This window comes from Mesorhizobium sp. Root554, assembly GCF_001427025.1.
In the GTDB taxonomy this organism is placed as follows: domain Bacteria; phylum Pseudomonadota; class Alphaproteobacteria; order Rhizobiales; family Rhizobiaceae; genus Mesorhizobium.
Window position 1 is genome coordinate 2,013,160 of record NZ_LMGA01000001.1, and the last position, 26,860, is coordinate 2,040,019.

Consider the following 26,860-nt stretch of genomic DNA (forward strand, 5'->3'; position numbering starts at 1 on the left):
AGGCGGGCATAGGGGATCAGTTGGAGAAAAGGTCGCTCTGGCGCGGATCGCGCGAACCCTTGACGGGCTTGCTTGGCATGGCGTTGAAAAGCCGGTCGATGCCGCTTTCGCTCATGCCCAGCCGCCGCGCGATTTCCGCATTCGAGGCGCCGGCGGCGCGATAGTGCCTTGCCCGCAATTCGCGCGCAAGCGGCACCCGGATGTAGAAGCCGGCGTAGCGATCGGCGAGCAACCGTGCTGCTTCGGAACCGATCTCGCGCGCCAGGCTGCTGCCCTCGCCGGACGGCACATAGAGCCGCGTCCCGCCCCTTTTTTCCGCCAGGCGGATCAGGCCGGCCGGGCCCAGCACCCACAACAGCATTTCAGCCAGGCGGATGTCCTTTTCGCTCACGCGCGCCCCCGCAACTCGCATTCGAGGCGGATCTGGCGTGAACGCAAACCACGCAATCGCGCCTCCAGTTCGATACGGTAGTGGCTGTGCGGCCTGAGACTTGCGATACGCGTCTTCAACGCCTGGCATTCATCCTCCAGATGGTCGAGCTCCGACTGCTCGCGCCAGACCAGCAAGGGCGGCGGGAGCTTGGCGGAGTCGGCACGGCTGGCCATGGCCATCAGGGCTCCCGACCGCTATTCTGGACATCATGCGCGCCGTTTTCGCCCTTGTGCTGGTTCTTGTCGCCTTGCCGGCCGATGCCGGTGAAGCCAGCTACCCGACGATCGACGCCGAAACGCGCGAGGTCGTTCTGAACAGCCTCGGTGCCCTCTCGATCGCGCCGCAGATATGCAATCTCGCGATCGACCGCGTCGCCCTCGACAAGGCTGGGCGCATGCTCTTGCCCGAAGAGCCCGAGCTGGCCGTCGAGATTTTTCGCGTCAACAACCTCTTGGCCCGCGAGCATTCCAACTGGACGGTCGAGCAGCGCCGCACCTTCTGCGAGGGGACTGCCAAAGTCGCCGCCGAGCTCGGCCTGCTGCCCTGAAAATTTAGCCGCCTCCAGGCCCCAGACCTTCTGGCCCGCCCAGGGTTCGCGCGCGAACAGCTCGATGGCGAATGCCCTTGGCAGGAGCTTCTCCACCATCTCCCGCGCCTCCAGCGGCTTGCGGCTGTGCTCTCGACGCTTGGCATCGATATGGTTGCGCACCGATTTCGAACTGACGGTCGGCTCGCCGATGGTTCCGACCAGAAACGGCTCGGTGGTCGATCTCAGGATGTAGCCCGTGCCGAAAGCGAGTCCACCTTTGGAACCGCGCTTGGTCCAGGAACCGCCTGTCTTGTAGGAAAAGCCCCATGCCGCCATGACTCGCTGCGCCACCGGCAGATGCGGCCAGGTCGACCAGAGGAACAGCAGACAGTCGCGGCCGGCCAGATGCCCGACCGGCAGTGCCGCGATCTCGGCTTCCGGCATGGTGTCGTAGTGCACCTCGGGCGACTTCCCGTAGCCCTTGTCCGACCGCATGTCGTACTGCCAGGGCGGATCGGCGATGATAGCGCCGAACGAGAGGGGCCGGAGCTCGCCGAAAGGCCAGGTCATTCCAGCCCCTCGTTTCGGCGGACAATGTCGGCCAGCACATCGAAATGCGGCACAGTCCTGCCGTTCAAGACGGTGACGACATAACGGCCCCGCACCAGATAGCGCGCCACCTTGGTCCGCACGCACGGCGCACCCTGGGACCGGGCGCAGGTCGCGGCGATCTCCGATCGCAGGGAATCGATATCGAGCCCGACGACCCGTTCCAGGTAGCGCAACACTGCATGGTCGCTGACGTGGATGTCGCTCACGGCACCATTTTCCTGATCCGCTCGCCGAGCGTGTTCATGACGCCCGCCCATTCGCGCGCCGTCATTTGATTGATCGGGTTGAAGGCGTGATCCTCGACAAAGGTCTTGAAGGACGCGAAGTCGAAGCCACCATTGAGCAGCGTCCACTGTGCCCGCGCGATCTTGCCTCCCGGGCCCCGCAGCCACGCGGTCATGTGCTCGCCGTCGCTCCAGTCGACGCCGGCGCGCGCGGTCCAGGATTTCAACGCTTCGATCGCCTTGCGAGCATCGGCCGCGTTTCGCAGGAACCGTGTGTGCTCGATGCCGGTCACCCTGGCGACGAAGGCAAGCATGGCGCTGTCGCGCCGATCGCGCACGAGCCCGAGGTTCCAGCCGGCGATCCAGAGCGCCTGCAGCTTCTTCGCGAACGGACCGTCAAGTGCGACTTTGGCGGGCTTGAAACCGTGTTCACGGAACGCACCGAGGACCTGCTGGCGCTCTGCCTCAGTCATGTCGCCGGCGGACGTCTTGCCGGTCACGCGGACAAGCACGGCACGGTAGGTGTCCTCGTCGAGGCCAAGCTGTTTCCTGGCGACGTGGATGGCGGCGAGCGCGGTCAAGATTGCAGCGCCTCCAACGCGGCGCGGCTGACCGCAGCCAACTTGTCGGCCATGGCGATCTCTTCGGCCGTTGACGCCTTGATCGCTGCGACCTCGGCATCCAGTCGCTGCATGTCCTCGGAATGAACCTGCTTCAGGCGCCGGCGCTCGTCCTCCAATTCCGCCACCGCTGCCCTGCAGGCCTTGCGGGCGTCTGCCGAGCGCTTGATGTAGCCGGTCATGCCCCGGCGGTGCAGATCGGCCATCCGTTCAAGTTCCTCGGCCGGGCTTGACGGCAGGGTGAATTCGATAGCCAGATCGGCGGCGAGACGTTCATCCAGTGTGTTCATCGTCGCCCCCTCAAGCCTTGGCGAGATCGATGGTGATGGCGCGCCATTCATCGTTGGGCGTCGCGCGCACATGACAGCGGACATAGGTCTTGGAGCCGACGACGCGCATGGCGGCACGGATAGCGTCCATGGCGCGTCGCCAGCGTTCATCGTCGATGTCGAGGCGCAGCAGCATGAAAATCTCTGTGCGGTTGATTTGCCCGCCCTTGTCGACATTGAAGGCGCGGTTGATGATGGCGCGGATCTCGGTGCGGCTGTCTGCGGCCCATTCGGTCAGGCACTCGTCGATGAGTCCCTTGGCCGTCTGCAGTTGCACACCGAAGTCGATCAGGTCGGCCACCTGCACCTGCACCTTCATCAGTCCGTCGAAGGTCATGAAAGTTTTGTTGCCTTTGGCGCCGCCCTTGGTCGCGCCATACTCCTGCGCGATCAGCGCCTCGAATGCACCCAGATCGTCGAATGTATGGCCCTTGAAACGCGCCACCTGCGCAGAGAGCTCGACGGCGTGACCGATGATCTTGCGCACGGTCTCGTCTTCCAGCTTGTCGGTAGGCTTGATCGCCTCGACCGGCACCAGGCTGCCTTTGGCGTCCGGCATGTAGGGTTTGCCGTTCACCATCACGATCCCGGTGTCGGGCCGCTCCTCAAGAATGACTGCTTCCATTGCCCTTCTCCTCATTTGGTTCGCCGCGAAGCGCGGTCATGAGCTGGGTGACGCGAACGGCCTGGTGCCGGATCGCGAAATTTCGCGTGCTTGCGTTTTCGTCGGTGCCTATGACGGGAAACTCCAGGGCTCGAACCAGCAGTTCCGCCTCGATGCAGATTTCCCAGAAGCGTTCGGTCGCCATGGCAAGGGCCAGCACGACGGCGACCGGAGCGGCCGTGGCATTGCGCCGTGGGTTGGCAAGGATGACACCGGCGGCATCCATCACGTCGATTTCGGCGGCCGCCGCAAAAAGTTTGTCAGACATCGGCAAGCCCTCGTTTCCGCAAACGGGTCCGGAGGCGGCGCGCCGCGCGCTCAAGCTTCATGCGCGCCGCCACCTCGCGGCCGCCGGCATATTTAGCCTGGTCCAGTTCGTTGACCGCCAAAGCCACCAGGACAGACGCCTGGATCAGATCGCGGTCGGCATAGACAGCAACATGCCGCACGACGATGCGCGGCGGCGTCGCTTCCAGTTCGGCATCGACCAACGGCGCCAGCGTGTCGGCAAGCATTGCCGCCAGTCGACGGCGCCGATCGCTGTCATGTAGGTGTTCGGCGCGCATCAGCAGCTCTCCCCCTGGCTGGCTTTCAGGGAGGAGTGCCGGCAGCCGGCGCGGCAGGCGCGATAGACCGCCGCCCGGATCGAAGATGTCGCCGCGAATGGCTTCTTCTGCCAGTCGAGGCAGGCGTCGCGACCGATCTCCCCCAGCGCCGGGCAGGTCACAGTGGCGCCCATAAGCGCGCCGCGAACCTTTTCTTCTACCCGGGCGACATCGCCCGGGTAGCGGTTGTTGATGACGGTCGAGAGCGCCGAGGCCGAATAGCCGACGCGCTTTTCGGCGCCGCGCAGCCCCTCCCTGTCGGCACAGGCGGCCAGCTCCGCCACCCAGTCCGGCACCGTGCACCATGCGGCGGCGGCCTTGTCGCTCATCGTCCGCTCGGCGCGAACGGTGCCCGGTGCTGGGCCGCGGTTCATTGTCCGGCCTCGCGCGCTACGATGTCCCCAAACACCATGTTTCGATTGCGGTCGAAGACGACTTGGGATTCGAGCGCCGCCGGCGGCAAAGGGCCAGTGTTCATCGACGGCTTCAGGCGCCACTGCTTCGGCCGACCGCCCAGATCGACGAGATATCCGCCCTGCTTCAGGCCCCTTACGAAACTGCGTGCCGCCGCAAGGGTAACGGCAACCTCGGAGGTCGTTGCATAAACGGTCAGATCGGCCAGGGTGAAGCCCTGGCGCGACATCGGGCCTCGCATAAAATTCCACGCCTGTTGGCGCGACTTTCCGGCATCGCTCAGCCCTCCGGTCCGGGTGACGATAGGGCGGCGGGCGGGCGACTGCATGAGCAGCCAGAGCTTTCGATTGACGCCTTTAGGCCCCACTGTTTCCCCGGCCGGCCGAACGAACCCGGCTAGGCTGAGACGGCGTAAAAATTCGCTGATGGTGCCGCGCGAGTCGTTGCTGGCCCTGCACACATCGCAGGCCGAGAAGGTTGCGCCGTCTTTGCCAAGGCGCCGTATGACCGCCCAGGTGTGATCGAGGCCCCTGTTGACCACGGTGGTCGACCCAACCGTTAGTTTGAGGATGATGCCCATCACGCGGCCCTCCGCGCCGACGCGAAGCGCTTCGGCGTCTCGCCGGTGAAAACACGCCCGCGGTAGTTGGCGACAGTGAGTTCCCCCAGGCCATGATTGGCGGCGAAAGCGGCTGCGCTGTTCAGAGTCGTCGCGATCTTGCGCGCCTTCCCCCCGGTCTGGTGGCGGATGAGGTCGAGCAGCTCGTCGCCGATATTCAGCTTGGGGTAGAGAAAGCTGGCCAGAGTGCGGGCATCGTCGAGGTCGCATGGTTGTGCCAGGACCCATTCCAGCACGCGGTTGTGGACCCGCTCATACTGCTCCAGCTTCTGCGGCAGCAGTTCCTCGCCCACCAGCAGCACCGGCACCTGCGCCGCCTTGTTGATGTCGCGCACCAGCTCGATCATCCCCTTGTCGACCAACTTGTCGGCCTCGTCGATGATGACCGGTCGGGCCGGGTCGTCGCCCAGCCGCGAGATGATTTCGTCCATCATGTCGCCGATCGTGCCGCGCGTACGGACGACGCCCAGCTCGGCAAGCAGGGCCTGGCAGAATTTCTTGCGTGTCCAGAAATCGAATACCTCGACGAAGATGGCGCCTTTCCGGTTCCAGCAATATTGCGCCGCCATCGTCTTGCCGTAGCCGGAGAACCCGCTGAAAACGCCGATATTCGGCAGGTGCGACGGCCGGTGGATGAGTGTGTCGATCAACGCGAGACAGGAAGCGACGTTTTTCAGCGGGGCTACCGAGCCCGGCCGTGAAGTCTGGGTGTTGCCGTTCATTGTTTGGTCCCTTTAAGGCCGCGCCCGCGGCCTGGTTTGTTGCATCCGCTGCCTTGCCGGCGCTCACGCCAGACGCATGGCCTCGGCTCCGAACTCGTCGTACATCTGACGCATTGCCCGGTACTCCGACCCCTCGCGGTAGCCGCCGAGCCACAACAAATCCTCATCGCGAAGCCGTTCGCCGGCGGCGCGCCGGTCTTCCAGGTCGAGCGCGCGCCGGAAACGCTGTTCCCGCGTCTCGGGCAGGACGGCGACCGCCTCGGGGCGAGGCTTCATGACTGCCGTTTCACGCTGCAATGCCGCGTGGATTTCGGCCGCCACGGCCGGCATCTCAGCCGGCTTCGACTGGTCGGCGGCCTTGGCGGCGGCGCCCAGAGCAGGAGTCGAATGCGGTTCCGAGCGCTGAGGAAAGGCGATGAGATTGCCGAGGCGCTTCTCGCCCTCCCGGCGCATGGCGTCGGCGATCGCGCGCGGGCCGATCCGGCGCATTTCGCGCCTGATATCCTTGATGCGGCCATCCACATGCGCCTTCTGCGCCGCCTTGACCCTCGCGATCGTCTCGACCGGATCGAGGCCCGAGAGTTCCGGGCAGATCGCGTCCCCAAGGAACTGCTCGCCATTGGGCTCGAACAGTAGCAGGCGGCCGAGATCGGCCGGGTCCATCCGGCAGAACACGGTTTCGCCCGGCATGACCGAACCGGTCAGATAGCGCGCGCCTTCGAGGCTAACGCCGGTCTTGGTGACTTTGCGAAGACCGTTCTGTCCGGCAACAGGCGCCAGCAGGATGTCGAGCGCAGCCAGATTGTCGATGCGCCGGACCGAGCCCGCATAAGCGGCGGCGGCCTGGAAAGGCGTGCGCCGGCCGAGCGCCTCGTGCGGGGTCGAAGCGTAGATCGTATCCGACCAGTCGTCGCACCAGGCCTGGAACTCGGCTAGGTCCATGTCGACCTCGAACAGCTCGGCAGGGTCTGCGCCGAGTCGTTTGGCAAATGATTTGCGGTTCTCGATCCGCTTCCGATCAGCGACGGAATGGCCGATGAAGCCGGGCAGGCCGGCCAGGCCGCGTTGGAAGGTGCCGATTGCGCGCTCCACCATGCCCTTGGATTTCGGCTGGTACGGCGCTGACAGTTCGACCTCGATACCGAGTGAGGCGAAAAGACGTTGCGTCCATCTGGCAGTGAAATCCGAGCCATTGTCGGTCTTGATCGTCTCCGGAACGCCCCAGGCGGCCAGGCATTTGCGTACAAGCAGGCCGACGCCGGCCGCCCGGGCCGTCGGCGTCGCCAGCACCTTGATGCGGCGCGCATAAGCGTCGATGGCGAGATAGATGGAGTGGCGACCGCTCAACAGCATGACGTCCGCCGGCGACGCATCGATCTGCCAGATCTGGTTCAGCCGCTCCGCCTGCGTGGCCTTGACGGCGGAGAACTCGACCTTGCTGCGGTAGCCATCCGGATCGGTGAGCAGCATGAGCTCGTTGCGGTATTCGTGCCGCCACGCCTTCAGCGTCTGCTGGAACGTGCGCAGCGGCGGAACGGTCATCTCGCTGCCAAAAGTGTCGGCGACGAAATCCCGCACTTGCGCTGCCGACAGGAACGGCTTTTTGGCTATGGCAGCCAGCACAGCCGTCTTGACCCGGCCCCCGCAGGCTCGGTCAAGCTGGCCGGTGCCCTTTCGGGCCGCCGCTGGGTCGTGGCCGAGGGCGTCGGCCCCCATAACCTCCCGGGCGGACCGCCACCGCGCCAACGTGCGGGCGCTGGTCTGTGCCACCTGCGCGCAAACCCATGCGGGAACGTCTATTGAACGGGCGTTGAAAAGCCCCGCAAAGAGCGTGTCGGCCGCGACGGTCGAAAGGCCCTGGTCGCGCCGGAAACGGTCGGCGAGATTGAGCAGGACCAGCCGGGCGTCCCGCTCTGCCCTGGCGCGTGGGCTCAGCCTGTCCGCCTCGGTCAGCGGTGGCCAAAGATCCTCGGGCACGACGTGGAAGTGCCGTGCGGCGTAGAGGAGGCGGGTCGATAAAGGCAGCAGATCGATATGGAATTCCTCGCCGCCACCGCCCTTGCGGCCTGCGCGAGGCCGGCAAAGGCCGATCTGTCTGACCCAGCCTTCACGCGCGATCAGGAGATTCATGCCGCGCTTGGTCGTTGGCAGGCCCGGGAATGTTCCGGCGAGCGCGTGTTCGGCGAATTCCGAAGCGGTGAACCAGCACTTCATCGACCGGCCCTCAGCTTGGCAGCGAGCGTTTCCTTGTGCCGGGCGAGTTTCTTTTCCTGCTCCTCGACCAGATGAAGTTCGATGATGGCAACATATTTGCTCGGCACGACGAGGAGTCCGAAGAGGCCAGCCACGAAGCCCAGCAGATCCATGCATTCGGTTGCCGTCACGAGCGCAACGAAGCGCTCAAGCGTAATGCGGTGCGACTCCTTGGCTTCGGAGGCGTAGGCATCGAGCATGTCGACGCTGACTGCATAGCCGAGCTCGTCGGACATGCGGGCGGCCACCTCCGTGCGCGACTTGCCGCACGTCTTTAGCGCCAGGGCGACGGCGCGGCTGATCTTGGAACCCAGCCGGTTGCCGGCGATCTCGCCGGCGTCGAAGCCGACAGCGACCTTCGGCGGCTCCCAGGCGAACAGATCCCCGGTCCCGTGGTCGCGCCGCATCATCGCGCGCCTCGCGGTGTCAGTGCCGACCGGGCTATTTCCCGCTTGGCTTCAATGATGTTCAGCAGTGAAAAATAGGCTTCGCCCTCTTCGACGCCGGTCCCCGCGATCAGCGCGAGCGCTTCCCGCATCCGGTCCGGTTCGCTGCGGTTTTCATTGCCGGCGTCGTGGTGGCGCGGCCAGTTCATCGGCGCCAGACCCTTGATGTCGCTGTGGCCGCGGAAGCCCCAATCGCTCATCAGAACCATCCCCGCTTCTTGGCGTGTGCACGGATGGCCTGTTCCTGGGTGTCGAGAAATTCACCCCTTTGCCGGTCGGTGAAGCGCGCCCAGTTTCCCAGTGTTGACGCAAACATCTTCTCGGCGGACGTGAGCAAGCGCAGTCCGGCGGCCAGCGCCAGGGCGTCGGAAACGCTCGCCGCCTCGGGCGGTGTCGAAAAAAGCATGTCGAGGACCCTGTCCTGCAACGCCGGCGGCTGTTCCGACAGCAGCTTCAGTCCGGCCTGGTGATCTTCGAGCCAGGTTCCGCGCAACCGCATCTTGGTTCGGACGGTCAGCTCGGTAACGATCTGGACCGCGACCTCGATGGCGCGGCGGGACAAGCCGGTGATTTCGGCGGCTTCTTGGCTAAACGCAAAAATTTCGCTTTGGCGGGCCTTGCCGCCAGTATGCTGGTTGCCGCGCCGCCCGCCTTGTTTCGCCTCGGGGTAGAGCCGCTCGTGCGCCTCCTTCAGCGCCGCCAGATATTCTGCACGCTCAAGCTTCGTCAGGTCCTGGCGATCGAGGTTTTCGACGATCTCGATTAGCCGCCGACTGTCGGCATTGAGGGTGTCGGCCGGTATAACACGGGCGTCGATCTCGTCTTCGCCGGCGAGATCGAGAGCCGCCAGCCGCTTGGCGCCGGCGATCAGCCTGAAGCGACCGTCCGGCTGGGCCTCGACATTGATCGGTTGCAGCTGCCCGACCGCCTTCGACGTCTTTCCGATCGTTTCGATGCGCGCCGGCCGCACGGCCGACAGGCGGTCTTCCGGCACGACGACGAGCTTGATAGCAATGCGCCGGTACGACGCGCTCGCGCTCATGGCCGCGCCCGCCCGGCGAGGATCACCACGATTAGGACCAGGGGAAATGCAAACAGCGCCGGCCAGCGGAGAACAGTGAGGAGCGCCGCGGCAACGTAAGCAAGAAGGGCCCCGCCCAGCAGCAGATTGCAGCCCACCAGAACTGAAACCAGGATCGACGCGACGAGGATAGTTGTGAGCGCGGCGGCCGAGATTACGCTCGGCACGGGCAAAGGCGCCGCCGGGTCGGGCCAGAAAGGGTTTCTGTCGGCATCGCGCCGCTTTGCGGACCGGATGGGCATTAACTGCGCTCCTCATTGTCCGCCGGTGCATAAGCGTTTTGACTCGCGTCCCGACCGGGCGTTCTGCTAGGAAATGAGCGCCGTCTGCCGTTCGGCCAATAGCGGTCGGGCCACAGGTCCCGTGCCGGTATGCCGAGTGCGGTCGCAATCGCCTTCTCCGCTTTCGGGTAGGAGGAACCGAGCGCGACTGAGATATCAGAGGCGGAGACGGGCGTGCGGTCGGCGAATGCTTTCAGCGAGCCGTGCCGACGCTTGATCTCCGCGAGTATCGCGTGGCGGTCCCATTTGGTCGCGTGCTGCTTTTGCACCGGCTCGTCCTTGACTTGAGCGGGAAGGCCGAAGGGCTGCCCCGGTCGCAAATCAGTTTGGTTTCCCAAATGGTCCCATTCGGGACTGAAAGTCAACCCGTTTGGGACATAAGGAGTGCCTGCTGTGGATAATGATGGAGGCGACGAGGAATGGCGCCGTCGGCTCAAGCAGGTGGTGGGCGATCATGGCGGCGCGGCAACCGTGGCGCGCCTTGCGGAGATCCCGCCGCAGACACTTAAGAACCACCTGAACGGCCGAACCAAGAAAGCGCCTTTGGAGGACTTGAAGCGCATTGCCGAAGCCTGCGGAGTCTCCTCGATTTGGCTGGCGGCACTCGTTGCGGAAGCCCCTGTGCCCGCCGGGCTGTCGGAAGGGGATGTCGCGCCTTATCGGGGACCCGATCCGAAGCTTGAAGCCCCACATGGCGTCAACAGCATCAGGCGCGTTGTGACGAGCCGGGCATTGGACTTGGCTGGCTATCTACCTGGCGACATCGTCGACTTCCGGATGGACAGGAAGCCGAAGCCGGGGCGGCCGGTACTCGCGCAGGTTTACGACGAGGTGGGCGGCGCCGAAACGGTTCTGCGCATCTACCGCCCGCCTTTTCTCCTTGTGCACTCCAGCGACCCCGCGATCGACCCACGCCCGATACCGCTCGACCCGAGCGACACGGTCGTCAAGATCATGGGCGTATTTGTACAGATGATCCGCGTCGCCGGTTAGCATCGCCAAGGACGGTCGGCTGTTCCCTCCTTGAGCTTTTGCCGTCCTGTGTCCGGACGTTTGAACACTTGAATTCGTGCGGCCTTACGCGTGGAGGGAACCGACGCGTGCCAGTCTTCAGCAAATTCCCACCTTTGACGCGGAGCTGCCAGCATTTCCATGGCTTCCGCGTCCATACCGATCTCTGCTAGTGCCCCTCGGACACGACGCGCAACTTTGGTTGGCAGATTGGCCCCCGCCTAGACAGGCCGTCTGCTCTCTTGAAAGTCCCAGATCTCCGGCCGATTTTCGTGGTTTCCCGGCTATTCCCGCCTAATCCCGGCAAAGCCCTAGATATGCCATCCGTTCTTGCGCGTTACAAAATCTCCACAATTCACACCTTTTCAGCGCAAACGTCTAAATTTTTATACGGCTTAAAAAAATCTTGCTGCCATATCTCGATTGACACATAGTGACTCGATGAAGCGAGCTCTTGCCTATTTCTTCGTCGTTCTGGTTTCCATTGCCGCGATTATCGTAGTCCTGCGCGTCGGCGCTACAATGTTGCCGCCTGAGCCAAATGCGCCTGTTGGCATTGCCACGACCACATCTCTGTGGGACGCCCTGCATCAGGCGATCGGGGTTAATCTCGGCACCCCTCTGGCGCATCTTTTCGTCCAGTTGCTGGTGATCATCGTAGCGGTCCAGTTTTTTGGACGCGTATTTACGCAACTCGGCTTTCCGTCTGTCATCGGCGAGATGATGGCCGGTGTTTTCCTCGGACCATCGCTTTTCGGCCTCCTCGCGCCCGGCGCTTTCGCATTCGTGTTTCCACCGCAGTCCCTGCCTACGCTGCAAATGTTAGCCCAGATCGGCGTCTGTCTCTTCATGTTCGTGATCGGCATGGAGGTGAACATGACCCATCTGCGCAGCAAGGCAAGCTCCGCCGTGGCGGTTAGCCATGCAAGCATCGTCGTCCCGTTCCTGATGGGCGTGACCCTTGCGATCTTCCTTTATGCCGAGACGGCAGGACCGAAGGCCACTTTTACCAGCTACGCGTTGTTCATGGGCATATCCATGAGCATTACCGCGTTTCCCGTGCTGGCGCGCATTCTCCAGGACCGCGGGATAACCAACACACCACTGGGCAGCCTGGCGCTGACCTGCGCCGCCGTCGACGACGTCAGCGCATGGACCATCATGGCGTTCGTGGTAGCCATTTCCAGCGCCGGCGGTCTCGGCGGGGTCGTGATGACTATCGTGCTGGTCGGCATCTTCGTCGTCATCATGATTTTCGGCGTTCGCCATTTGCTGCCACGCCTCATCGACAAGCAGGAACTCTCGGGAGGAGAGGTGTCGCACGGCACATTGGCCCTGGTTCTATGGGTTATTGTCGCCTCTGCTTTCTTTACCGAGAGCATCGGCATCCACGCGCTGTTCGGGGCCTTCCTTGCCGGCACAATAATGCCGTCCTCCGTCTCGTTTCGAAAGCATGTCAATCATCGCCTTGAGAAGTTCAGCTCGGTTCTGCTGCTGCCGCTTTTCTTCGTGTTCACCGGCCTGAGGACCAGGGTCGACCTGCTCAACGACTGGTCGAGCGTGTTGTGGTGTCTGGTCATCATAACCGTGGCCACAGCCGGGAAACTCGGCGCCAGCACGATCGCTGCGAAACTGACGGGAAATGGCTGGCGTGAGTCCCTGCAGATCGGCGCGCTGATGAACACGCGGGGCCTTGTCGAGCTGATTGCGCTCAATATCGGCTACGACATGGGAATCCTGTCGCCACGCATCTTCACCATGCTTGTCATCATGGCGCTTACGACAACCATCATGACCGGCCCGCTCCTGACACTGTTCGGCGAAACATCCCACCGCAAATTGGGCCAGGCGCAACCGTCACGCTAGCGGCGCGCCGAGAGGGCCGGACCGGTCTTCTTCCCGATGATGAGCCGTCCTGCCCTGTCAATGCCGGGCAAGAGAGCCTATATAGGGGAAATGGGCCGCTTCGGGCCGCCCTCTCGCCCCAAATATCAACAAAAACAAAGGAAGACCATTGCAGGTATTGGTACGTGACAACAACGTCGAACAGGCCATCAGGGTCCTGAAAAAGAAATTGCAGCGCGAAGGCGTCTTTCGGGAAATGAAGGCCCGGCGCGCTTACGAAAAGCCCTCCGAGCGGCGTGGCCGCGAAAAGGCAGAGGCGGTGCGCAGAACGCGCAAGGCAGCGCGCAAGCTGGCAATTCGCGAAGGCCTCATCGCCGCGCCGGTCAAGAAGCCGCGCCCGGCTTCGCCGCGCAGTGCCGCAGGCACCGGCCAGGCAAGTTGATTTTTTCAAGAATTTGACTGCTTGAAGCGCCGCCCGCCAACGGGTTGTTCCAATGGTGGACGGCGCGCCTGGGATATGTGCTCCTTCTCACAGGGCACATCTTCGCTCATCTGATGACGGGGATGCCACGCGATTCCGCACGTCGCCAGGCCATGGCAGGAACCCGATCGTTTCCTTTTCCTTCCATCCCGTTTCTTCCGTCTTTCATTCCCCAGATGCGCCTCTTATATTCGCGGCTGCTCGCGACACGCGATCGCATGCCGAAGCAGGAGGGCTCCCTATGGCGACATTGCAGAATTTCGATGCCGAAATTGCCAGAACGAAGCAGGTCGTCGAGGAGATGCGCTCCAAGATCGAACAGTCTGGAACCGTGCTGGACACGCTGGCCCAGGCCGACAAGAAGATCGGCGACGCCAATTTCGATATCGAGAATGCCCGCATCGACGACGTGCTCAAGCAGCAGAAGGTGATGGAAGGCAATATCGCCGATCTCATCATCGGGCTGGAAGACGCCACCAACGTCTTCGGCGCCGAATTCGAAAGCATGAAGAACTATACGGGCTGGGAAAACTTCATTGGCATGTTTTCCAAACAGCGGCAGCAGCGCATGCGCACCGACCGCGTCCGCAACATGTCGCTTGCCGGCAATCTGCAGGAGCTGCTGACCAAGTCCGACACCATCGTCGGCATCCTGAAGGCGCAGAAGGATGTACTCGACCAGCGCTACAAGACCTCCGAGGCGAGCCTTTCGCAGGTGATCGAGCGTCGCAAGACGACGATGGCCAATCTGGAAACGGTGCAGAAGCGCATCGTCGAGCTCAACCCCCTGCTGCTCGACATCGAGAACAAGATCGCCTCATCGACCAACCAGAAGGAGCGCACCCAGCTTGAGGGCGAGCGCACCAAGATGGCGACCGAGTACAACGAGAAGCAGGCCAAGGAGCAGGAGCTGCTGGCCGAAAGCCAGACGCTGGAGCGCTACACCTCCATGTTCCAGACCTTCGTGGATTCGCTCAACAACCAGATCGCCGCGCAGGCGACACTGATCAACAAGCTGACCATCGATACCGAGCAGCGCATCGTGCTCTACAAGGCGCTGGAAGACTCGCTGAAGACGGCGGCGCAGCAGGATGTCGCCCACAAGATCAACACGCTTGGCAGCCAGGTCGACAACACGGCGGAGGAAACCATGGCCGGCATCGGCGCGGCGGCGCAGAAGCACATCGGCGACCTGCTTGAAATGCACGAGAAGAACATGGTTGCCACCGCCGACATCCAGCGCCGCAAGAAGCTGGCCGACGACGCTTTCGCCCGGCGCTTCGACGACGTGCTGAAGAAGCACAACTCCGCCAACTACGTGCAGCCGTCGTAAGCTGATGCAGGGCACGCTCGCGTGTTGCGAGGTGGGATCGCATGACCGCTGAGACCGATGCGGCCGACCGCTACTTCGCCGCCATCTCGTCCGCCTTGAGCGGACTTGAAGTGTTCATGCGCGACGACCGTTCGCCGCTCTACAGGCATGGCATCGTCGCCCGGATCGTCGCCGAATACATCGCCCGCTTGGAGACGTCCTTTTCCTGCTGGCGCAACCGTCTCGGCTTCACGGATGCGTTCCGGATTTCGCGGGCGGAATCCGGCTTTCCGGTCTTCCAGACCCTGCTCGAACTCGAAAACGACCGCCGCCAGGCGGATGCCCGGCTGACCAACATCCCGCTGCCGGGCGAACTGCGGGAGGAAATGGCCGACTTCATCCTGCGCCACAAGGAGTTTCCGCGCGCGCTGCAGAAGTCGATGGCCGAACGGCTCTATCTGGAGGACGTCAAGGGCGAGCAGACTTTCGGCCCTTTCACCCTGGCGCAGACCGCCAAGGTGTCCGTCAATCCGAAGACCGGCCGGCCTTATTATCTCGTTCACTGGGCGAGCTTCGATGGCACGGCAAACCTGCCGCTGGTCTATATGGTGACGGTGGAGGATTCCAGCGAAGCCATGATCGCCCAGCTCGTCGATGGCGATACAGGTAAACTCAGGGAACACATCGACATTCCCCTCCCCGTCGATGGGCTGCTGAACCCGGAACTGGCCCACCGCTTCGACGATTTCACCGAGAAGAACTCCGCCTATTCGCTGGCGCCGATGACCATTGCCGTCAATCTCGACCGCGATTTCGAAACACTGCATCCCAAGCAGTTGCGACGCGTGGTGCTGGGGCCTTTCTACACCGCCGGCATCACCGACAACAATTCGACGGTCACGGAAATCCTGGCCAAGGTGCGCAAGCCGGAGAATGCCTGGCTGCTGACCTGGACCATCCAGGAGGTCTATTCCAAGGGCGAAAAGCCCGGCCGGCGCGGCCTGTTTTCCAGCGAGAAAACCACGCAGGAATTCTACATCAACACCGACGACCTCGAAGCCACCCGCCAGGGCGTGTCGAGCTATGAGAACCATGCCCTGGTGCCGCACGAGGCCTACCAGGCGCTCTACGCCGCCGGCGAAGTGCAGAAGATTTTCGCGGGCTACAAGGTGCATATCCTGTCGAACGGACAGGTAATCAGCGATGTGTGAGATCAGCGAGGGCAATAGATGGACACCGGCCTGACCACCATTTCCGAAGCGGCGATCGAAAAGCATCGCGCCACCGCGCAGAGCTTCGTCACCCGCGTCGTCGTGATGGAAGACCCGACGCGGGAATCCGGTACGGCGCTCGCCGGCACCAACCGCCGCTTCGTCTCCACCGTTTCCGTTGGCTCGGTCCGCCGCACCCGCGAGGTCGAACTGGCCAAGACGGTGCAGGCCGTCCATCCGGACGACCAGTTGCTGACCATTCCGCAACACACGCTGCTCTATCGCGCCCGTCGCGGCGCGCAGATCGCGCTGGCCATCGCCGATACCTTCGCCGAAGGCACCGATCTCGAAAGCCTGCAGGCGAAAAACGCCCGCGCTCCGCTTGAAGGCGACGAAGCGGCCGCGTTCAAGAAACTCCTGTCCGCTTCGGCCTATGTCGCGGCGTTTTCCTTCGCCTCCTACCTGTTCCAACTCATCGATTCCGACGGTGAGGCACCCAATGATGTCGCCGAACCGGACTTCCTGTTCGATACGCCGCAGGACGCTGTGAAATCGCTGGTCGCCGGCCTCGACACTGCGCTCGCCGGCGCCAGGGACGACGCCGACCTGATGTTGCGGTCCCGCGCCTTCGCCCGCGTTGCCGTCGATGGCCTGCTGCAGCGCAGGGGCCGCTTCGACGGACTGGGCAGTTTCGAGAACACCCACATCCGCATCGACGCGGACGATTTCACCCTCGACGGTTTCGACGTTGCGCCGGGCAAGAAATCGAAGCCGCTGGTGATGACCTTCAAGAAGCCCGAAGAGGTCGTCGGCAACCACATCGCCAAGTACCAGTCGGTCAAGCTCGCCAAGATGCTGATGGCCTACGATTTCGACAAGCAGTTGAACCCGTTCGTGGAACTGGGCGGCTTCCTGTTCACCTTCATCGGCGACGGCGCGCCGGGTACCGGCAAGACGACGCTGATCCAGATGATCGCCGGACTGCTCGACAATTACTGCAAGGTCGCCGGCTACCAGTTCGTCTACGAGAATTTCGGCGTCGACCAGATTTCATCCTATCAGGGCAAGTCCGGTCAGAACTGCCGGCAATTCATCACCGATGTGCTCAACCCGCGCGCCATCGGTTTCGGCACCATCGACGACATCGACCAAGTGGCCGCCAAGCGTTCCGATGACCGCGCATCCGCTGGCCAGCAGGAAATCACCGGCGTGCTGATGGACGCCTTCGCCGGCGCTTCCACCGTGGTGCGCGGCAATTGCTCCTTCGGCATGTTTTCGAACTATCCCGAAAACGTCGACGATGCGTTGCGCCAGCGCGCCGGAGCGCGATGGCTGGTCGACGGGCCGCAGACGCGCGACGACTACATCGACATCTTCGTCCTGCTTGCCGGCAAGAACCACAAGATCCCGCTTGGCCAACATCAGCTCTATGCGGCGCAGGAAATCCAGCGCGCCATCGCCGAGGCTTACGAGGAGCACGAGAAGCCGCAGGAAGACGGGCTGATGAACGTCTACGACCGGTTCATGAAGGAAAGCGGCGAGCCGAAGACGCTGGCCGATGTCGGCACCTACCTGCACATGATCAAGGAGGCGGAGCCGCGCTTCACCGGCCGCGCCATCAAGAACGTCACCGACGCCATCAAGATGCGCGCCATGGACATCGAGCTTCCCGACGAATGGTTCGAAAAGCCGGAAGCCTTCATGCACAAGAGCTACGACGAGAAGAAAGCGATGGTCGAGGAACTGCGCAGGCCGTTCTCGATGGACATGGTCATGCAGGAAATCAACCGCTACGCCGACAGCGAATTCCGCTACTCCGACAAGTCCGACGACTCCGCCGTCGAGAAGCTGCTGCGCGACGCCCGCCTGCGCGAACGCGCGGCAAGGGAGATGGCGGAATTGCAGAAGAAGGGGCTGTGGAGTTGATCTTCCTTCTCCCCGTTTACGGGGAGAAGGTGCCCGAAGGGCGGATGAGGGGCGGCGGTATGCGTGGCGGCAACGAACAGAAGGTGACGAGAGCCCGCGAACTGCGCCATGTCGAGAACGAGGCAGAAGAAAAACTTTGGCATGAGCTACGGGGTAGATGACTCAACGGGTACAAATTCGTGCGACAGCTCCGCATCGGGCCATATTTTGCTGACTTTGCCTGCAGAGAAAAGAATCTGGTCGTTGAGGTTGATGGAAGCCAGCACGCCGAGAGAAGGTCTGATTTGTATCGTGACGAAACGATGAACCGTAATGGCTGGTCTGTGCTAAGGATCTGGCACGCAGATGTGCTGAAACATCGACGGGAGGTGCTCGATACGATTCTTGCGGCACTTGACGGAAAACTGGCAGAAAAGATGATTGCGCCAGATGTCAAATTCTTACCTTCAACGATTTTGGAGGAAAGATGATGAATGTAAGTACCGCCCCTCATCCGCCCTTCGGGCACATTCTCCCCGTAAACGGGGAGAAGGAATAGTGAGCCCCGCCCACAAACCCGACCTCCTGCGCGACAACGAGCTCATCTACGGCCGCCTGCTGCCGGTGGACGAGCCGCATCTGGTCGAGCGCTACAACAAGGCGCTGGCCGCATTCGGCCTCAAGCCGACGAAGCTCAAGAGCTTCGACATCGACCGCACCGGCTTCTCGCCGCAGGTGGCGGAGGAATGCGGCGACTACGACTACCTCGACCCCAATGGCGTCAACCGCCGCTTCATCATCCTGACCCCGTCGCAGATCGACCTGCCGGTGGTCCACACCGCCTTTTCGAACACCTCCCAGTTGATGTTCGAGTTCATGACGAAGAACCAGCGCGCCATCAACGCGCTGACGATCAAGGACGTGATCTACGGCGAGATCGAGGATTCGGTCTCTGAGGTGAACGACATCGAGGATCTGCTTTCGATCAACCAGGTCGAGTTCAAGGTCCTGTCGGCCGAGGACGTGCTCGGCAAGGCCGCCGAACTCGGCAAGCTGGTAGACCGGCTGAAGCAGGAGCCGGACGCCTGGCGCAACGACGCCATGCTCAATCGCATGGTCGAGCTTGCCAAGGTCTGCGGCGATATCCGCGAAAACGCTCTCGTGCCGGATCAGGTCATCTTCCGCCACAACGCCTTCTGGACCAGCCACTTCGGCGGGCTCTATGTTTTCATCGATCCCGACGTCACCACCGTCATCAGCGACCCGTCAGCGCCGGGTTTTCGCCGCTCACGGCCATGGCAGGTGAGCTATCTGTCGATCCGCGACGCCGAAAGCGTCTTCAAATTCCTCGCCAGCACCGGCAGGATCGAACTGCCGCGCGCCTCCTGGGTCGAAACGTCCGGATATCTCGAGCATCGCGCCGAGATGGTCATACGCGACCTGATCCGGAAATCGGAACCGGACCGCAACCTGACCGAGGTCGACAAGGTCTGGCTGCAGACCTGGATCCACGGTCATGCCGAGTTGATCAACAAGGACGGCGCCTTCCCCTTCCTCAATGCCGCCAAGCGCGAGATCAAGCAGTTCGGTCAGATCAGGATCGACGAGGTGTTCCCGCAGCAGCGTTTTCTGCTGGTGCGCGCCCGTCCCGACCACCCGGATGCCTGGCTCACCAACCGGCTGATTTCCGATTTCGTTCCCTCGGACTTCATCTCCCGCTATGTCTTCAACAAGCAGGGTTTTTATCAGGACTACGAGGGCTACAGCGAAGCCTGGCGATCGCATGTTGTGGACATGCTGAAAACCACATATCTCAAGGACAAGATTGCGCTGCGGTCCCGCCTGTATGGCCTGACCGACTGAACGAGGGGATGACACGGCCATGCTCGATCCGATCGTGAATTTCTTCACCCGGATTTTCCAGTGGATCGGCCGCGGCATCGGCCTCGTCATTGGCGTCATCCTGTGGCCATTCCTATGGGCTGGTCGCTGGTACACGCAACGCGGCTGGATCTTGAAGGCGGTGGTCGGCGTGGCCCTGCTGCTGCTGGTCGGCTTCTATATCCGCTTCTTCTACATGACGCAGGTCTGGAACGGCTTCGATCCCAACTATGTCGAGAGCTATCAGTTCGAAAACCGCAACGTCTCCGCCGGCGAGCAGGTGGCCGCCGGCGCGGGAACGGATACGGCAAGGACCTGCGGCCGCTCGGCCATCGCCCAGGTGACCGCCGACCTGACCGATCTCAACGTCAACCAGAACGCCTGGATATCCTCTACCCTGCTCTACAAGCTCGGCCTGTTCGGCATCGACTGGGACCACACGCCGTTCATGGACAACAAGGCCTCGTTCCAGCGCGGCATCAATCAGGCGGTGCGCCGCACCTCGACCGAACTGGCCGACAATATGGGCCGCGTGCGCACCACCTCGCAGATCGACGGCGACCTGCAGGACGCACGCGGCAATCTGCAGTTCGACGAGGAAACCTGGTATTTCGGCCTGCGCCCGTTCGGACCGAAGACCCCAACGCCGAGCTACTACCGCTCGGCGGTGACGAAGCTGCGCGCCTTCAACAGCCGGCTGGAAACCTGCCAGGCGGTGTTCGACGCCCGCGCCGACAACCTCAAGCAATATGTCGATCGCATCGCTTCCGACATCGGCTCGACTTCGGCCATCCTGAAGGATCGCGCCGAGAACTACGACTACGGATTCTTCGACCCGCGCGCCGACGACCGCTTCTGGTTCGCCTATGGCCAGCTCTATGCCTATTACGGGCTGATGAAGGCCGCGCAGGCCGACTTCGAGGAAGTCATCAAGCAGAAGAATTTGAAGAGCCTGTGGGACACGATGGACGATCAGTTCGTCTCGGCGCTGCGCATCCAGCCGTGGCTGATCGCCAACAGCTCGGAGACCGGCATCTTCGCCACGCACCTGACGACGATGGGCTTCTACGTGCTGCGCGTCCGCTCCAATATGGTCGAAATCTCGAACGTGCTGGCGCAGTAGATAGACGTAGGCACTCCGGCGCCCCTGTCGCTTTTCGCGTATTGCGCGGCTGTTTTGGGACGGCGGAAGCGGCGTCTGTCGCGCTTCTATGCGCCTCGCTCAGGCATCGAAGCAATGGGAGTGCGGCATGGCTGAATTCAAGTCCGATATCGAGATTGCGCGCGCGGCGAAGAAGAAGCCGATCCAGGAGATCGGCGCCAGGATCGGCATTCCGTCCGAGCATCTGCTGCCTTATGGCCACGACAAGGCGAAGGTCTCGGCCGATTTCATCAAGTCGGTGAAGAGCAAGAAGGACGGCAAGCTCATCCTCGTCACCGCCATCAACCCGACCCCCGCCGGTGAAGGCAAGACCACCACCACTGTGGGTCTCGGCGACGGACTGAACCGGATCGGCAAGAAGGCAATCGTTTGTATCCGCGAGGCCTCGCTCGGGCCGAACTTCGGCGTCAAGGGCGGCGCTGCCGGCGGCGGCTACGCCCAGGTCGTGCCGATGGAGGACATGAACCTCCATTTCACCGGCGATTTCCACGCCATCACCACCGCGCACAATCTGCTCTCGGCATTGATCGACAACCACATCTACTGGGGAAACGACCTCGGCATCGACACCCGCCGCGTCGTCTGGCGTCGCGTCATGGACATGAACGACCGCGCCCTGCGCGAGATTATCTGTTCGCTCGGCGGCGTCGCCAACGGCTACCCGCGCGAGGCCGGCTTCGACATCACAGTCGCCTCGGAAGTGATGGCGATCCTGTGTCTTTCCACCGACCTGAAGGACCTGGAAAAGCGCCTCGGCGACATCATCGTCGCCTACCGCCGCGACAAGAGCCCGGTCTACGCCCGCGACCTCAAGGCCGATGGCGCGATGGCTGTCCTGTTGAAGGACGCCATGCAGCCGAACCTGGTGCAGACGCTGGAGAACAACCCGGCCTTCGTGCATGGCGGCCCGTTCGCCAACATCGCGCATGGCTGCAATTCAGTGGTCGCCACCACGACGGCGCTCAAGCTCGCCGACTACGTCGTCACCGAAGCCGGTTTCGGCGCCGACCTCGGGGCCGAAAAATTCTTCGACATCAAATGCCGCAAGGCCGGCTTGAAACCGGCCGCCGCCGTTGTCGTCGCCACTGTCCGCGCCATGAAGATGAATGGCGGCGTCAAGAAGGAAGACCTCGGCGGCGAGAATATCGAGGCGGTGAAGAAGGGTTGCCTCAACCTTGGCCGCCACATCGAGAACGTCAAGCAGTTCGGCGTGCCTGCCGTCGTCGCCATCAACCATTTCACCACCGATACGGATGCCGAGATAGCGGCCATGAAGGCCTTCGTGGAAGCGCAGGGCGCCGAGGCGGTCCTGTGCAAGCACTGGGCGCAAGGGTCGGCCGGCATCGAGGAACTGGCGAGGAAAGTGGTCGAAATGGCCGAGAGCGGAACCTCGCAATTCTCGCCGCTCTATCCCGACGACATGAAACTGTTCGACAAGGTCAACACCATCGTCAAGCGCATCTATCGCGGCGACGAGGCGATTGCCGACAAGTCGGTGCGCGACCAGCTCCACGCATGGGAGCAGGCCGGTTACGGCCATCTGCCGGTGTGCATGGCCAAGACGCAGTATTCGTTCTCGACCGATCCCAACCTGCGCGGCGCGCCAACCGGGCACACCGTGCCGGTGCGCGAGGTGCGTCTCGCCGCCGGCGCTGGCTTCGTCGTCATCATCTGCGGCGAGGTGATGACCATGCCCGGATTGCCGAAGACGCCCTCCTCGGAAAAGATATTCCTCAACGAGCAGGGCCAGATCGAGGGATTGTTCTAAGGCTCCGCCCCTTCAGGCTTTTCCACTTTGATCATGGCAACGCCACGCTCGCATGCTCATGCCCGTTGCATCCGCGCGCCGCCCTTTCGCGGCTGGCACCTGTTCAAAGCACTGCGCTGTGATAGCCTGCCCCCGACAGCCTTTGCTGTCCGATCTTGAGGGGGATCAACATGCTTTATCTGCTTGCACTTCTGATCGGCGTCATCGCCGGCCTGCGGGCGATGACCGCGCCCGCTGCTGTCGCCTGGGGCGCCTGGCTTGGCTGGCTGCCGATTGCCGGCACCTGGGCGAGCTTCATGGGTCATTGGGCGACGGTTGGCATTTTCACAGTCCTTGCCCTCGCCGAACTCGTGACTGACCAGCTCCCTTCGACGCCGAGCCGCAAGGTGCCGCAGCAGTTCGTTGCGCGCATCCTTCTTGGCGCCCTCTGCGGCGCAGTCATTGGCGCGGCTGGCGGCTTGACGCTGGGCGGACTGGCGAGCGGCGTCGTCGGCGCCATTATCGGCACGCTGGGCGGCGCTGAAATTCGCAGCCGGCTTGCAGCAGCGTTCGGACGGGATTTGCCCGCCGCGCTTGTCGAGGATGCCGTCGCCGTCTTCGGCGCGCTGCTGATTGTCGCGGCCGTCGCATGACGGCGCGAAAGTTCGACGCCATCGTCATCGGTTGCGGCCAGGCCGGCCCGCCGCTGGCGGGACGGCTCAGCGCCGCCGGCATGAAGGTGGCGCTGATTGAGCGCAAGCTGGTCGGCGGCACCTGCGTCAACACCGGCTGCATGCCGACCAAGACGATGGTCGCCAGCGCCTATGCCGCCCACCTCGCCCGCCGCGCCGCTGAATACGGAGTGACGCTTTCCGGCCCGGTCGGCATCGACATGAGGGCGGTGAAGGCGCGCAAGGACAAGGTCTCCAACGACGCCCGCGCCGGCCTGGAAGGCTGGATCGTCGGCATGACGGGCTGCACGCTGTTTCGCGGCCATGCCCGCTTCGAGAACGCGAACACGGTCCGGGTCGGCGACGATCTTCTGACCGCTGAAAAGATTTTCATCAATGTCGGTGGCCGCGCATCCGTGCCGGACCTGCCGGGCGTCCAGGACATCGACTATCTGACCAATTCCTCGATGATGGACCTCGACGTGCTGCCGCGCCATCTGGTCGTGGTCGGCGGCAGCTACATTTCGCTCGAATTCGCGCAGATGTTCCGCCGCTTCGGCTCGGAGGTGACCGTCATCGAAAAGTCCCCTCGCCTGATCGGCCGCGAGGACGAGGATGTATCCGCCGCAATCCTCTCCATCCTCGAAAACGAAGGGATAAAAATTCATCTCGGCGCGGATGACATACGCTTCGCCAAGGAGGGTAACGACATCGCCGTGACGTTTTCCGCCGGTGAGTCGCCGGCTGTCGGCTCGCATGTGCTGCTGGCGCTTGGGCGCGTGCCCAACACCGAGGATCTCGGACTGGAAAAAGCCGGTGTCGAAACCGACAAGCGGGGTTTCATAGCCGTCGATGACGAATTGCGCACCAGTTTGCCCGGCATCTGGGCGCTGGGCGATTGCAACGGCAAGGGCGCCTTCACCCACACCTCCTACAACGATTACGAGATCGTCGCCGCCAACCTGCTGGATGGCGGCACGCGCAGGGTGAGCGACCGCATCGAAGCCTACGCGCTCTATATCGACCCGCCGCTGGGACGCTGCGGCATGACCGAGACGGCGGCGCGCAAATCCGGCCGTAACGTGCTGGTCGGGCAGCGGCCTATGACCCGCGTCGGCCGCGCTATTGAAAAGGGCGAGACGCAGGGCTTCATGAAGATACTGGCCGATGCCGACACAAGCGAGATTCTCGGCTGCTCCGTTCTTGGTCCCGGAGGCGACGAGGCCGTACACTGCGTGCTCGACCTGATGTACGCCAGGGCGCCGGTGACGACGCTGCGGCGCGCCGTGCACATCCATCCTAACGTGGCTGAACTTCTGCCGACGATCGCACAGGAAATGAAGCCGCTGGCCTGACGGGTGGTTGCCCGGGCTGCCGGTCAGCCTTCGTGCAAATCCGGTTGCGCGGCATCGCAATCGTCGCTAAAGGTTTCGCCATGAACATGCTTTCGATCAAGACCGTTTGGTGGTGGGCCAGCGAATAGCGGCCCCTCGAAACGCGTGTGCGTAGAAATCAGAGAGTGGCCGCAGGAGAAGTCCGGCGGCCTTTTGTTTTCCAGAAGTGCCCCAGCCTCCGAGCGGCGAACAAGGAGATGGCAATGACGGTGGAGATTCTGGAGAACGGAGCCGAACGCTTCGTCACGGCGGGTGGCATTTCCATCACGCGCGAGCGCCACGACAAACCCTATGACGGCGCCATCGAAGCTTATATCGACGGCCTGAACTCCCGCCGCGGCGCGGTGTTCTCCTCCAATTACGAATACCCAGGCCGCTACACGCGTTGGGATACCGCCATCATCGATCCGCCTCTGGTCATCTCGGCGCGCGGCCGCGCCATGCGCATCGAGGCGCTGAACCAGCGCGGCGAAGCCATGCTGCCGGCCATCGCCCGCATGCTGCTGGCCGTCGATGAGGTGACGCTCACCCAGACGACCAGGCGCCGTCTGGCGCTGACGGTCGCCGAACCGGGGCGCGTCTTCACCGAGGAAGAGCGCTCGCGCGTTCCCTCGGTTTTCACCGTGCTTCGCGCCATCACCGCGCTGTTCAAGACGAGCGACGACGCCAACATCGGCCTTTACGGCGCTTTCGGCTACGACCTTGCCTTTCAGTTCGATCCGGTCGACCACAAACTCGAGCGCAGCCAGAGCCAGCGCGACCTGGTCCTGTACCTGCCCGACGAGATCCTTGTCGTCGATCACTATTCGGCCAAGGCCTGGACCGATCGTTACGACTTTTCCGGCGACGGCTTTTCCACCGAGGGCCTGCCGCGTGAAACCGAGGCTGAGCCATTCAAGCCTGCCGACCGCATCCCGCCGCGGGGCGACCACGAACCCGGCGAATACGCCAAGATCGTCGAAAAGGCCAAGGAGAGCTTCAAGCGCGGCGACCTCTTCGAGGTCGTGCCCGGCCAGATGTTCTATGAACGCTGCGAGACGGCGCCGTCCGAGATTTCGCGCAAGCTGAAGTCCATAAACCCCTCGCCCTACTCCTTCTTCATCAACCTTGGCGAAGGCGAATTCCTCGTCGGCGCATCGCCGGAGATGTTCGTGCGGGTCAACGGCCGCCGCGTCGAGACGTGCCCGATTTCCGGCACCATCAAGCGCGGTGACGACGCCATTTCCGACTCCGAGCAGATCCTCAAGCTGCTCAATTCCAAGAAGGACGAGTCCGAACTCACCATGTGCTCGGACGTCGACCGCAACGACAAGTCGCGCGTTTGCGAGCCGGGCTCCGTTCGCGTCATCGGCCGCCGCCAGATCGAGATGTATTCGCGGCTGATCCATACCGTCGATCACATCGAAGGCCGGCTGCGCGAAGGCATGGATGCGTTCGACGCGTTCCTGTCCCATGCCTGGGCCGTCACCGTCACCGGCGCGCCGAAGCTGTGGGCCATGCGCTTCATCGAGCAGAACGAGAAATCGCCGCGCGCCTGGTATGGCGGCGCCATCGGCATGGTCAATTTCAACGGCGACCTGAACACCGGGCTGACGCTTCGGACCATCCGCATCAAGGACGGTATCGCCGAAGTGCGCGCCGGCGCGACGCTGCTGTTCGATTCCGTGCCCGAGGAAGAGGAAGCCGAAACCGAACTGAAGGCATCCGCCATGCTCTCCGCCATCCGCGACGCCAAGACTGGAAACTCCGCCACCGTCGAACGCGCTACCGCCCGCGTCGGCGAGGGCGTGAACATCCTGCTGGTCGACCACGAGGACAGTTTCGTCCACACGCTGGCGAATTATTTCCGCCAGACCGGCGCAAATGTCTCGACCGTGCGCTCGCCGGTCCCGGAAGAGATATTCGACCGCCTGAAGCCGGACCTCGTCGTGCTTTCGCCGGGACCGGGCACGCCCAAGGATTTCGACTGCGCCGCCACCATCAAGAATGCGCGGCAGCGCGACCTGCCGATCTTTGGCGTCTGTCTCGGCCTGCAGGCGCTGGCGGAAGCTTATGGCGGCGAGTTGCGCCAGTTGCACGTGCCGATGCATGGCAAGCCTTCGCGCATCCGCGTCTCCAAGCCCGGCGTGATCTTCTCCGGCCTGCCGAAGGAAGTAACGGTTGGCCGCTATCATTCGATCTTCGCCGACCCGGTGCGGCTGCCCGACGACTTCATCGTCACGGCCGAAACGGAAGATGGCGTCATCATGGCCTTCGAACATCGCAAGGAGCCCATTGCCGCCGTGCAATTCCATCCGGAATCGATCATGACGCTTGGCCACAACGCCGGCATGCGGATCATCGAAAACATCGTTGCGCATCTGCCGCGCAAGGCGAAGGACAAGGCGGCTTAGCGAGGCTGTGGCAAC

General features: G+C 62.9%; 29 protein-coding genes and 1 pseudogene. 13 read left to right on the forward strand and 17 right to left on the reverse strand.

Annotated elements, in window-relative coordinates; translation table 11 throughout:
• Positions 1 to 16: 16 nt before the first annotated feature.
• The 17 genes from ASD44_RS09775 to ASD44_RS18500 form a co-directional block, all read right to left on the reverse strand.
• Positions 17 to 391, reverse strand: coding sequence for a hypothetical protein (locus tag ASD44_RS09775; RefSeq protein ID WP_244478747.1), 375 nt, complete (start codon positions 389 to 391; stop codon positions 17 to 19).
• The gene (locus tag ASD44_RS09780) at positions 388 to 612 is read right to left on the reverse strand and encodes a hypothetical protein (RefSeq protein ID WP_056111089.1); all 225 of its coding nucleotides are present in this window, start codon (positions 610 to 612) and stop codon (positions 388 to 390) included. The genes ASD44_RS09775 and ASD44_RS09780 overlap by 4 nt, the downstream gene beginning before the upstream one ends.
• Positions 612 to 1,532, reverse strand: coding sequence for an MT-A70 family methyltransferase (locus ASD44_RS18160; protein ID WP_082542430.1), 921 nt, complete (start codon positions 1,530 to 1,532; stop codon positions 612 to 614). The genes ASD44_RS09780 and ASD44_RS18160 overlap by 1 nt, the downstream gene beginning before the upstream one ends.
• Entirely contained in the window at positions 1,529 to 1,780 is a 252-nt protein-coding gene (locus ASD44_RS18375; protein WP_162246408.1) for a hypothetical protein, read from the reverse strand. Before ASD44_RS18375 ends, ASD44_RS18160 begins: the two co-directional genes overlap by 4 nt.
• The gene (locus ASD44_RS09795; protein ID WP_244478749.1) at positions 1,777 to 2,379 is read right to left on the reverse strand and encodes a regulatory protein GemA; all 603 of its coding nucleotides are present in this window, start codon (positions 2,377 to 2,379) and stop codon (positions 1,777 to 1,779) included. Before ASD44_RS09795 ends, ASD44_RS18375 begins: the two co-directional genes overlap by 4 nt.
• Entirely contained in the window at positions 2,376 to 2,708 is a 333-nt protein-coding gene (locus ASD44_RS09800) for a hypothetical protein (RefSeq protein ID WP_056111093.1), read from the reverse strand. Before ASD44_RS09800 ends, ASD44_RS09795 begins: the two co-directional genes overlap by 4 nt.
• Positions 2,709 to 2,718: 10 nt before the next feature.
• Entirely contained in the window at positions 2,719 to 3,372 is a 654-nt protein-coding gene (locus ASD44_RS09805; RefSeq protein ID WP_056111094.1) for a DUF3164 family protein, read from the reverse strand.
• The gene (locus ASD44_RS09810; RefSeq protein WP_056111096.1) at positions 3,353 to 3,679 is read right to left on the reverse strand and encodes a hypothetical protein; all 327 of its coding nucleotides are present in this window, start codon (positions 3,677 to 3,679) and stop codon (positions 3,353 to 3,355) included. Before ASD44_RS09810 ends, ASD44_RS09805 begins: the two co-directional genes overlap by 20 nt.
• Positions 3,672 to 3,977 (reverse strand): hypothetical protein, encoded by a 306-nt coding sequence (locus ASD44_RS09815; protein WP_056206780.1) that lies wholly within the window; start codon positions 3,975 to 3,977, stop codon positions 3,672 to 3,674. The genes ASD44_RS09810 and ASD44_RS09815 overlap by 8 nt, the downstream gene beginning before the upstream one ends.
• Positions 3,977 to 4,390: a hypothetical protein gene (locus ASD44_RS09820; protein ID WP_056111101.1), complete on the reverse strand. Its 414-nt coding sequence runs from the start codon at positions 4,388 to 4,390 to the stop codon at positions 3,977 to 3,979. Before ASD44_RS09820 ends, ASD44_RS09815 begins: the two co-directional genes overlap by 1 nt.
• Positions 4,387 to 5,010 carry a hypothetical protein gene (locus ASD44_RS09825; protein ID WP_056111103.1) on the reverse strand — a complete coding sequence of 208 codons (624 nt, stop codon included), beginning with the start codon at positions 5,008 to 5,010 and terminating at the stop codon, positions 4,387 to 4,389. Before ASD44_RS09825 ends, ASD44_RS09820 begins: the two co-directional genes overlap by 4 nt.
• Positions 5,010 to 5,771, reverse strand: coding sequence for an ATP-binding protein (locus ASD44_RS09830; RefSeq protein ID WP_056111105.1), 762 nt, complete (start codon positions 5,769 to 5,771; stop codon positions 5,010 to 5,012). The genes ASD44_RS09825 and ASD44_RS09830 overlap by 1 nt, the downstream gene beginning before the upstream one ends.
• Before the next feature lie 63 nt (positions 5,772 to 5,834).
• Positions 5,835 to 7,985 (reverse strand): DDE-type integrase/transposase/recombinase, encoded by a 2,151-nt coding sequence (locus ASD44_RS09835; RefSeq protein WP_056111107.1) that lies wholly within the window; start codon positions 7,983 to 7,985, stop codon positions 5,835 to 5,837.
• On the reverse strand, positions 7,982 to 8,431 hold the full coding sequence (locus tag ASD44_RS09840) for a hypothetical protein (RefSeq protein WP_056115837.1): 450 nt from the start codon (positions 8,429 to 8,431) through the stop codon (positions 7,982 to 7,984). The genes ASD44_RS09835 and ASD44_RS09840 overlap by 4 nt, the downstream gene beginning before the upstream one ends.
• The gene (locus tag ASD44_RS09845) at positions 8,431 to 8,670 is read right to left on the reverse strand and encodes a hypothetical protein (protein WP_156459825.1); all 240 of its coding nucleotides are present in this window, start codon (positions 8,668 to 8,670) and stop codon (positions 8,431 to 8,433) included. Before ASD44_RS09845 ends, ASD44_RS09840 begins: the two co-directional genes overlap by 1 nt.
• The gene (locus tag ASD44_RS09850; protein WP_056111112.1) at positions 8,670 to 9,512 is read right to left on the reverse strand and encodes a ParB N-terminal domain-containing protein; all 843 of its coding nucleotides are present in this window, start codon (positions 9,510 to 9,512) and stop codon (positions 8,670 to 8,672) included. The genes ASD44_RS09845 and ASD44_RS09850 overlap by 1 nt, the downstream gene beginning before the upstream one ends.
• Complete coding sequence (locus tag ASD44_RS18500; RefSeq protein ID WP_056111113.1) at positions 9,509 to 9,793, reverse strand: hypothetical protein; 285 nt, start codon at positions 9,791 to 9,793, stop codon at positions 9,509 to 9,511. The genes ASD44_RS09850 and ASD44_RS18500 overlap by 4 nt, the downstream gene beginning before the upstream one ends.
• Before the next feature lie 423 nt (positions 9,794 to 10,216).
• Here ASD44_RS18500 and ASD44_RS09865 point away from each other — a divergent pair, with 423 nt between their 5' ends.
• The 13 genes and pseudogenes from ASD44_RS09865 to ASD44_RS09925 all read left to right on the forward strand — a co-directional run bounded on the left by ASD44_RS09865 (position 10,217) and on the right by ASD44_RS09925 (position 26,845).
• Positions 10,217 to 10,825: a helix-turn-helix transcriptional regulator gene (locus tag ASD44_RS09865; protein WP_162246423.1), complete on the forward strand. Its 609-nt coding sequence runs from the start codon at positions 10,217 to 10,219 to the stop codon at positions 10,823 to 10,825.
• A 459-nt stretch (positions 10,826 to 11,284) separates the two neighbouring features.
• A complete protein-coding gene (locus ASD44_RS09870) occupies positions 11,285 to 12,709 on the forward strand; it encodes a cation:proton antiporter (protein ID WP_056111119.1) in 1,425 nt (474 codons plus the stop codon).
• 148 nt (positions 12,710 to 12,857) lie between these two features.
• Positions 12,858 to 13,130 (forward strand): 30S ribosomal protein S21, encoded by a 273-nt coding sequence (gene rpsU / locus ASD44_RS09875; protein ID WP_056111121.1) that lies wholly within the window; start codon positions 12,858 to 12,860, stop codon positions 13,128 to 13,130.
• 280 nt (positions 13,131 to 13,410) lie between these two features.
• On the forward strand, positions 13,411 to 14,502 hold the full coding sequence (locus ASD44_RS09880; protein ID WP_056111123.1) for a hypothetical protein: 1,092 nt from the start codon (positions 13,411 to 13,413) through the stop codon (positions 14,500 to 14,502).
• 41 nt (positions 14,503 to 14,543) lie between these two features.
• On the forward strand, positions 14,544 to 15,692 hold the full coding sequence (locus tag ASD44_RS09885; protein WP_056111125.1) for a hypothetical protein: 1,149 nt from the start codon (positions 14,544 to 14,546) through the stop codon (positions 15,690 to 15,692).
• Between the two features lie 18 nt (positions 15,693 to 15,710).
• Positions 15,711 to 17,618, forward strand: coding sequence for an ATP-binding protein (locus tag ASD44_RS09890; protein WP_056111127.1), 1,908 nt, complete (start codon positions 15,711 to 15,713; stop codon positions 17,616 to 17,618).
• A gap of 59 nt (positions 17,619 to 17,677) precedes the next feature.
• Positions 17,678 to 18,088, forward strand: a pseudogene (locus tag ASD44_RS09895) (DUF559 domain-containing protein).
• A gap of 64 nt (positions 18,089 to 18,152) precedes the next feature.
• A complete protein-coding gene (locus ASD44_RS09900; RefSeq protein ID WP_162246443.1) occupies positions 18,153 to 19,460 on the forward strand; it encodes a DUF6638 family protein in 1,308 nt (435 codons plus the stop codon).
• A gap of 19 nt (positions 19,461 to 19,479) precedes the next feature.
• Positions 19,480 to 20,601 (forward strand): DUF2333 family protein, encoded by a 1,122-nt coding sequence (locus tag ASD44_RS09905; RefSeq protein ID WP_056111131.1) that lies wholly within the window; start codon positions 19,480 to 19,482, stop codon positions 20,599 to 20,601.
• A gap of 127 nt (positions 20,602 to 20,728) precedes the next feature.
• On the forward strand, positions 20,729 to 22,408 hold the full coding sequence (locus tag ASD44_RS09910) for a formate--tetrahydrofolate ligase (RefSeq protein ID WP_056115840.1): 1,680 nt from the start codon (positions 20,729 to 20,731) through the stop codon (positions 22,406 to 22,408).
• 170 nt (positions 22,409 to 22,578) lie between these two features.
• Positions 22,579 to 23,040, forward strand: a complete 462-nt coding sequence (locus ASD44_RS09915; RefSeq protein WP_056111133.1) for a hypothetical protein — start codon at positions 22,579 to 22,581, stop codon at positions 23,038 to 23,040.
• Entirely contained in the window at positions 23,037 to 24,413 is a 1,377-nt protein-coding gene (locus ASD44_RS09920; protein ID WP_056111135.1) for an FAD-containing oxidoreductase, read from the forward strand. The genes ASD44_RS09915 and ASD44_RS09920 overlap by 4 nt, the downstream gene beginning before the upstream one ends.
• 242 nt (positions 24,414 to 24,655) lie before the next feature.
• On the forward strand, positions 24,656 to 26,845 hold the full coding sequence (locus tag ASD44_RS09925) for an anthranilate synthase (protein WP_056115844.1): 2,190 nt from the start codon (positions 24,656 to 24,658) through the stop codon (positions 26,843 to 26,845).
• The last annotated feature ends 15 nt before the right edge of the window (positions 26,846 to 26,860 follow it).

What these genes read in the sequence shown, in the direction of transcription:
- ASD44_RS09780 (WP_056111089.1), bottom strand. Translation starts at nt 612, where the DNA reads ATGGCCATGGCCAGCCGTGCCGACTCCGCCAAGCTCCCGCCGCCCTTG.
- ASD44_RS18160 (WP_082542430.1), bottom strand. Translation starts at nt 1,532, where the DNA reads ATGACCTGGCCTTTCGGCGAGCTCCGGCCCCTCTCGTTCGGCGCTATC.
- ASD44_RS09800 (WP_056111093.1), bottom strand. Translation starts at nt 2,708, where the DNA reads ATGAACACACTGGATGAACGTCTCGCCGCCGATCTGGCTATCGAATTC.
- ASD44_RS09805 (WP_056111094.1), bottom strand. Translation starts at nt 3,372, where the DNA reads ATGGAAGCAGTCATTCTTGAGGAGCGGCCCGACACCGGGATCGTGATG.
- ASD44_RS09810 (WP_056111096.1), bottom strand. Translation starts at nt 3,679, where the DNA reads ATGTCTGACAAACTTTTTGCGGCGGCCGCCGAAATCGACGTGATGGAT.
- ASD44_RS09815 (WP_056206780.1), bottom strand. Translation starts at nt 3,977, where the DNA reads ATGCGCGCCGAACACCTACATGACAGCGATCGGCGCCGTCGACTGGCG.
- ASD44_RS09820 (WP_056111101.1), bottom strand. Translation starts at nt 4,390, where the DNA reads ATGAACCGCGGCCCAGCACCGGGCACCGTTCGCGCCGAGCGGACGATG.
- ASD44_RS09825 (WP_056111103.1), bottom strand. Translation starts at nt 5,010, where the DNA reads ATGGGCATCATCCTCAAACTAACGGTTGGGTCGACCACCGTGGTCAAC.
- ASD44_RS09830 (WP_056111105.1), bottom strand. Translation starts at nt 5,771, where the DNA reads ATGAACGGCAACACCCAGACTTCACGGCCGGGCTCGGTAGCCCCGCTG.
- ASD44_RS09835 (WP_056111107.1), bottom strand. Translation starts at nt 7,985, where the DNA reads ATGAAGTGCTGGTTCACCGCTTCGGAATTCGCCGAACACGCGCTCGCC.
- ASD44_RS09840 (WP_056115837.1), bottom strand. Translation starts at nt 8,431, where the DNA reads ATGCGGCGCGACCACGGGACCGGGGATCTGTTCGCCTGGGAGCCGCCG.
- ASD44_RS09845 (WP_156459825.1), bottom strand. Translation starts at nt 8,670, where the DNA reads ATGAGCGATTGGGGCTTCCGCGGCCACAGCGACATCAAGGGTCTGGCG.
- ASD44_RS09850 (WP_056111112.1), bottom strand. Translation starts at nt 9,512, where the DNA reads ATGAGCGCGAGCGCGTCGTACCGGCGCATTGCTATCAAGCTCGTCGTC.
- ASD44_RS18500 (WP_056111113.1), bottom strand. Translation starts at nt 9,793, where the DNA reads ATGCCCATCCGGTCCGCAAAGCGGCGCGATGCCGACAGAAACCCTTTC.
- ASD44_RS09870 (WP_056111119.1), top strand. Translation starts at nt 11,285, where the DNA reads ATGAAGCGAGCTCTTGCCTATTTCTTCGTCGTTCTGGTTTCCATTGCC.
- ASD44_RS09880 (WP_056111123.1), top strand. Translation starts at nt 13,411, where the DNA reads ATGGCGACATTGCAGAATTTCGATGCCGAAATTGCCAGAACGAAGCAG.
- ASD44_RS09885 (WP_056111125.1), top strand. Translation starts at nt 14,544, where the DNA reads ATGACCGCTGAGACCGATGCGGCCGACCGCTACTTCGCCGCCATCTCG.
- ASD44_RS09890 (WP_056111127.1), top strand. Translation starts at nt 15,711, where the DNA reads ATGGACACCGGCCTGACCACCATTTCCGAAGCGGCGATCGAAAAGCAT.
- ASD44_RS09905 (WP_056111131.1), top strand. Translation starts at nt 19,480, where the DNA reads ATGCTCGATCCGATCGTGAATTTCTTCACCCGGATTTTCCAGTGGATC.
- ASD44_RS09910 (WP_056115840.1), top strand. Translation starts at nt 20,729, where the DNA reads ATGGCTGAATTCAAGTCCGATATCGAGATTGCGCGCGCGGCGAAGAAG.
- ASD44_RS09915 (WP_056111133.1), top strand. Translation starts at nt 22,579, where the DNA reads ATGCTTTATCTGCTTGCACTTCTGATCGGCGTCATCGCCGGCCTGCGG.
- ASD44_RS09920 (WP_056111135.1), top strand. Translation starts at nt 23,037, where the DNA reads ATGACGGCGCGAAAGTTCGACGCCATCGTCATCGGTTGCGGCCAGGCC.
- ASD44_RS09925 (WP_056115844.1), top strand. Translation starts at nt 24,656, where the DNA reads ATGACGGTGGAGATTCTGGAGAACGGAGCCGAACGCTTCGTCACGGCG.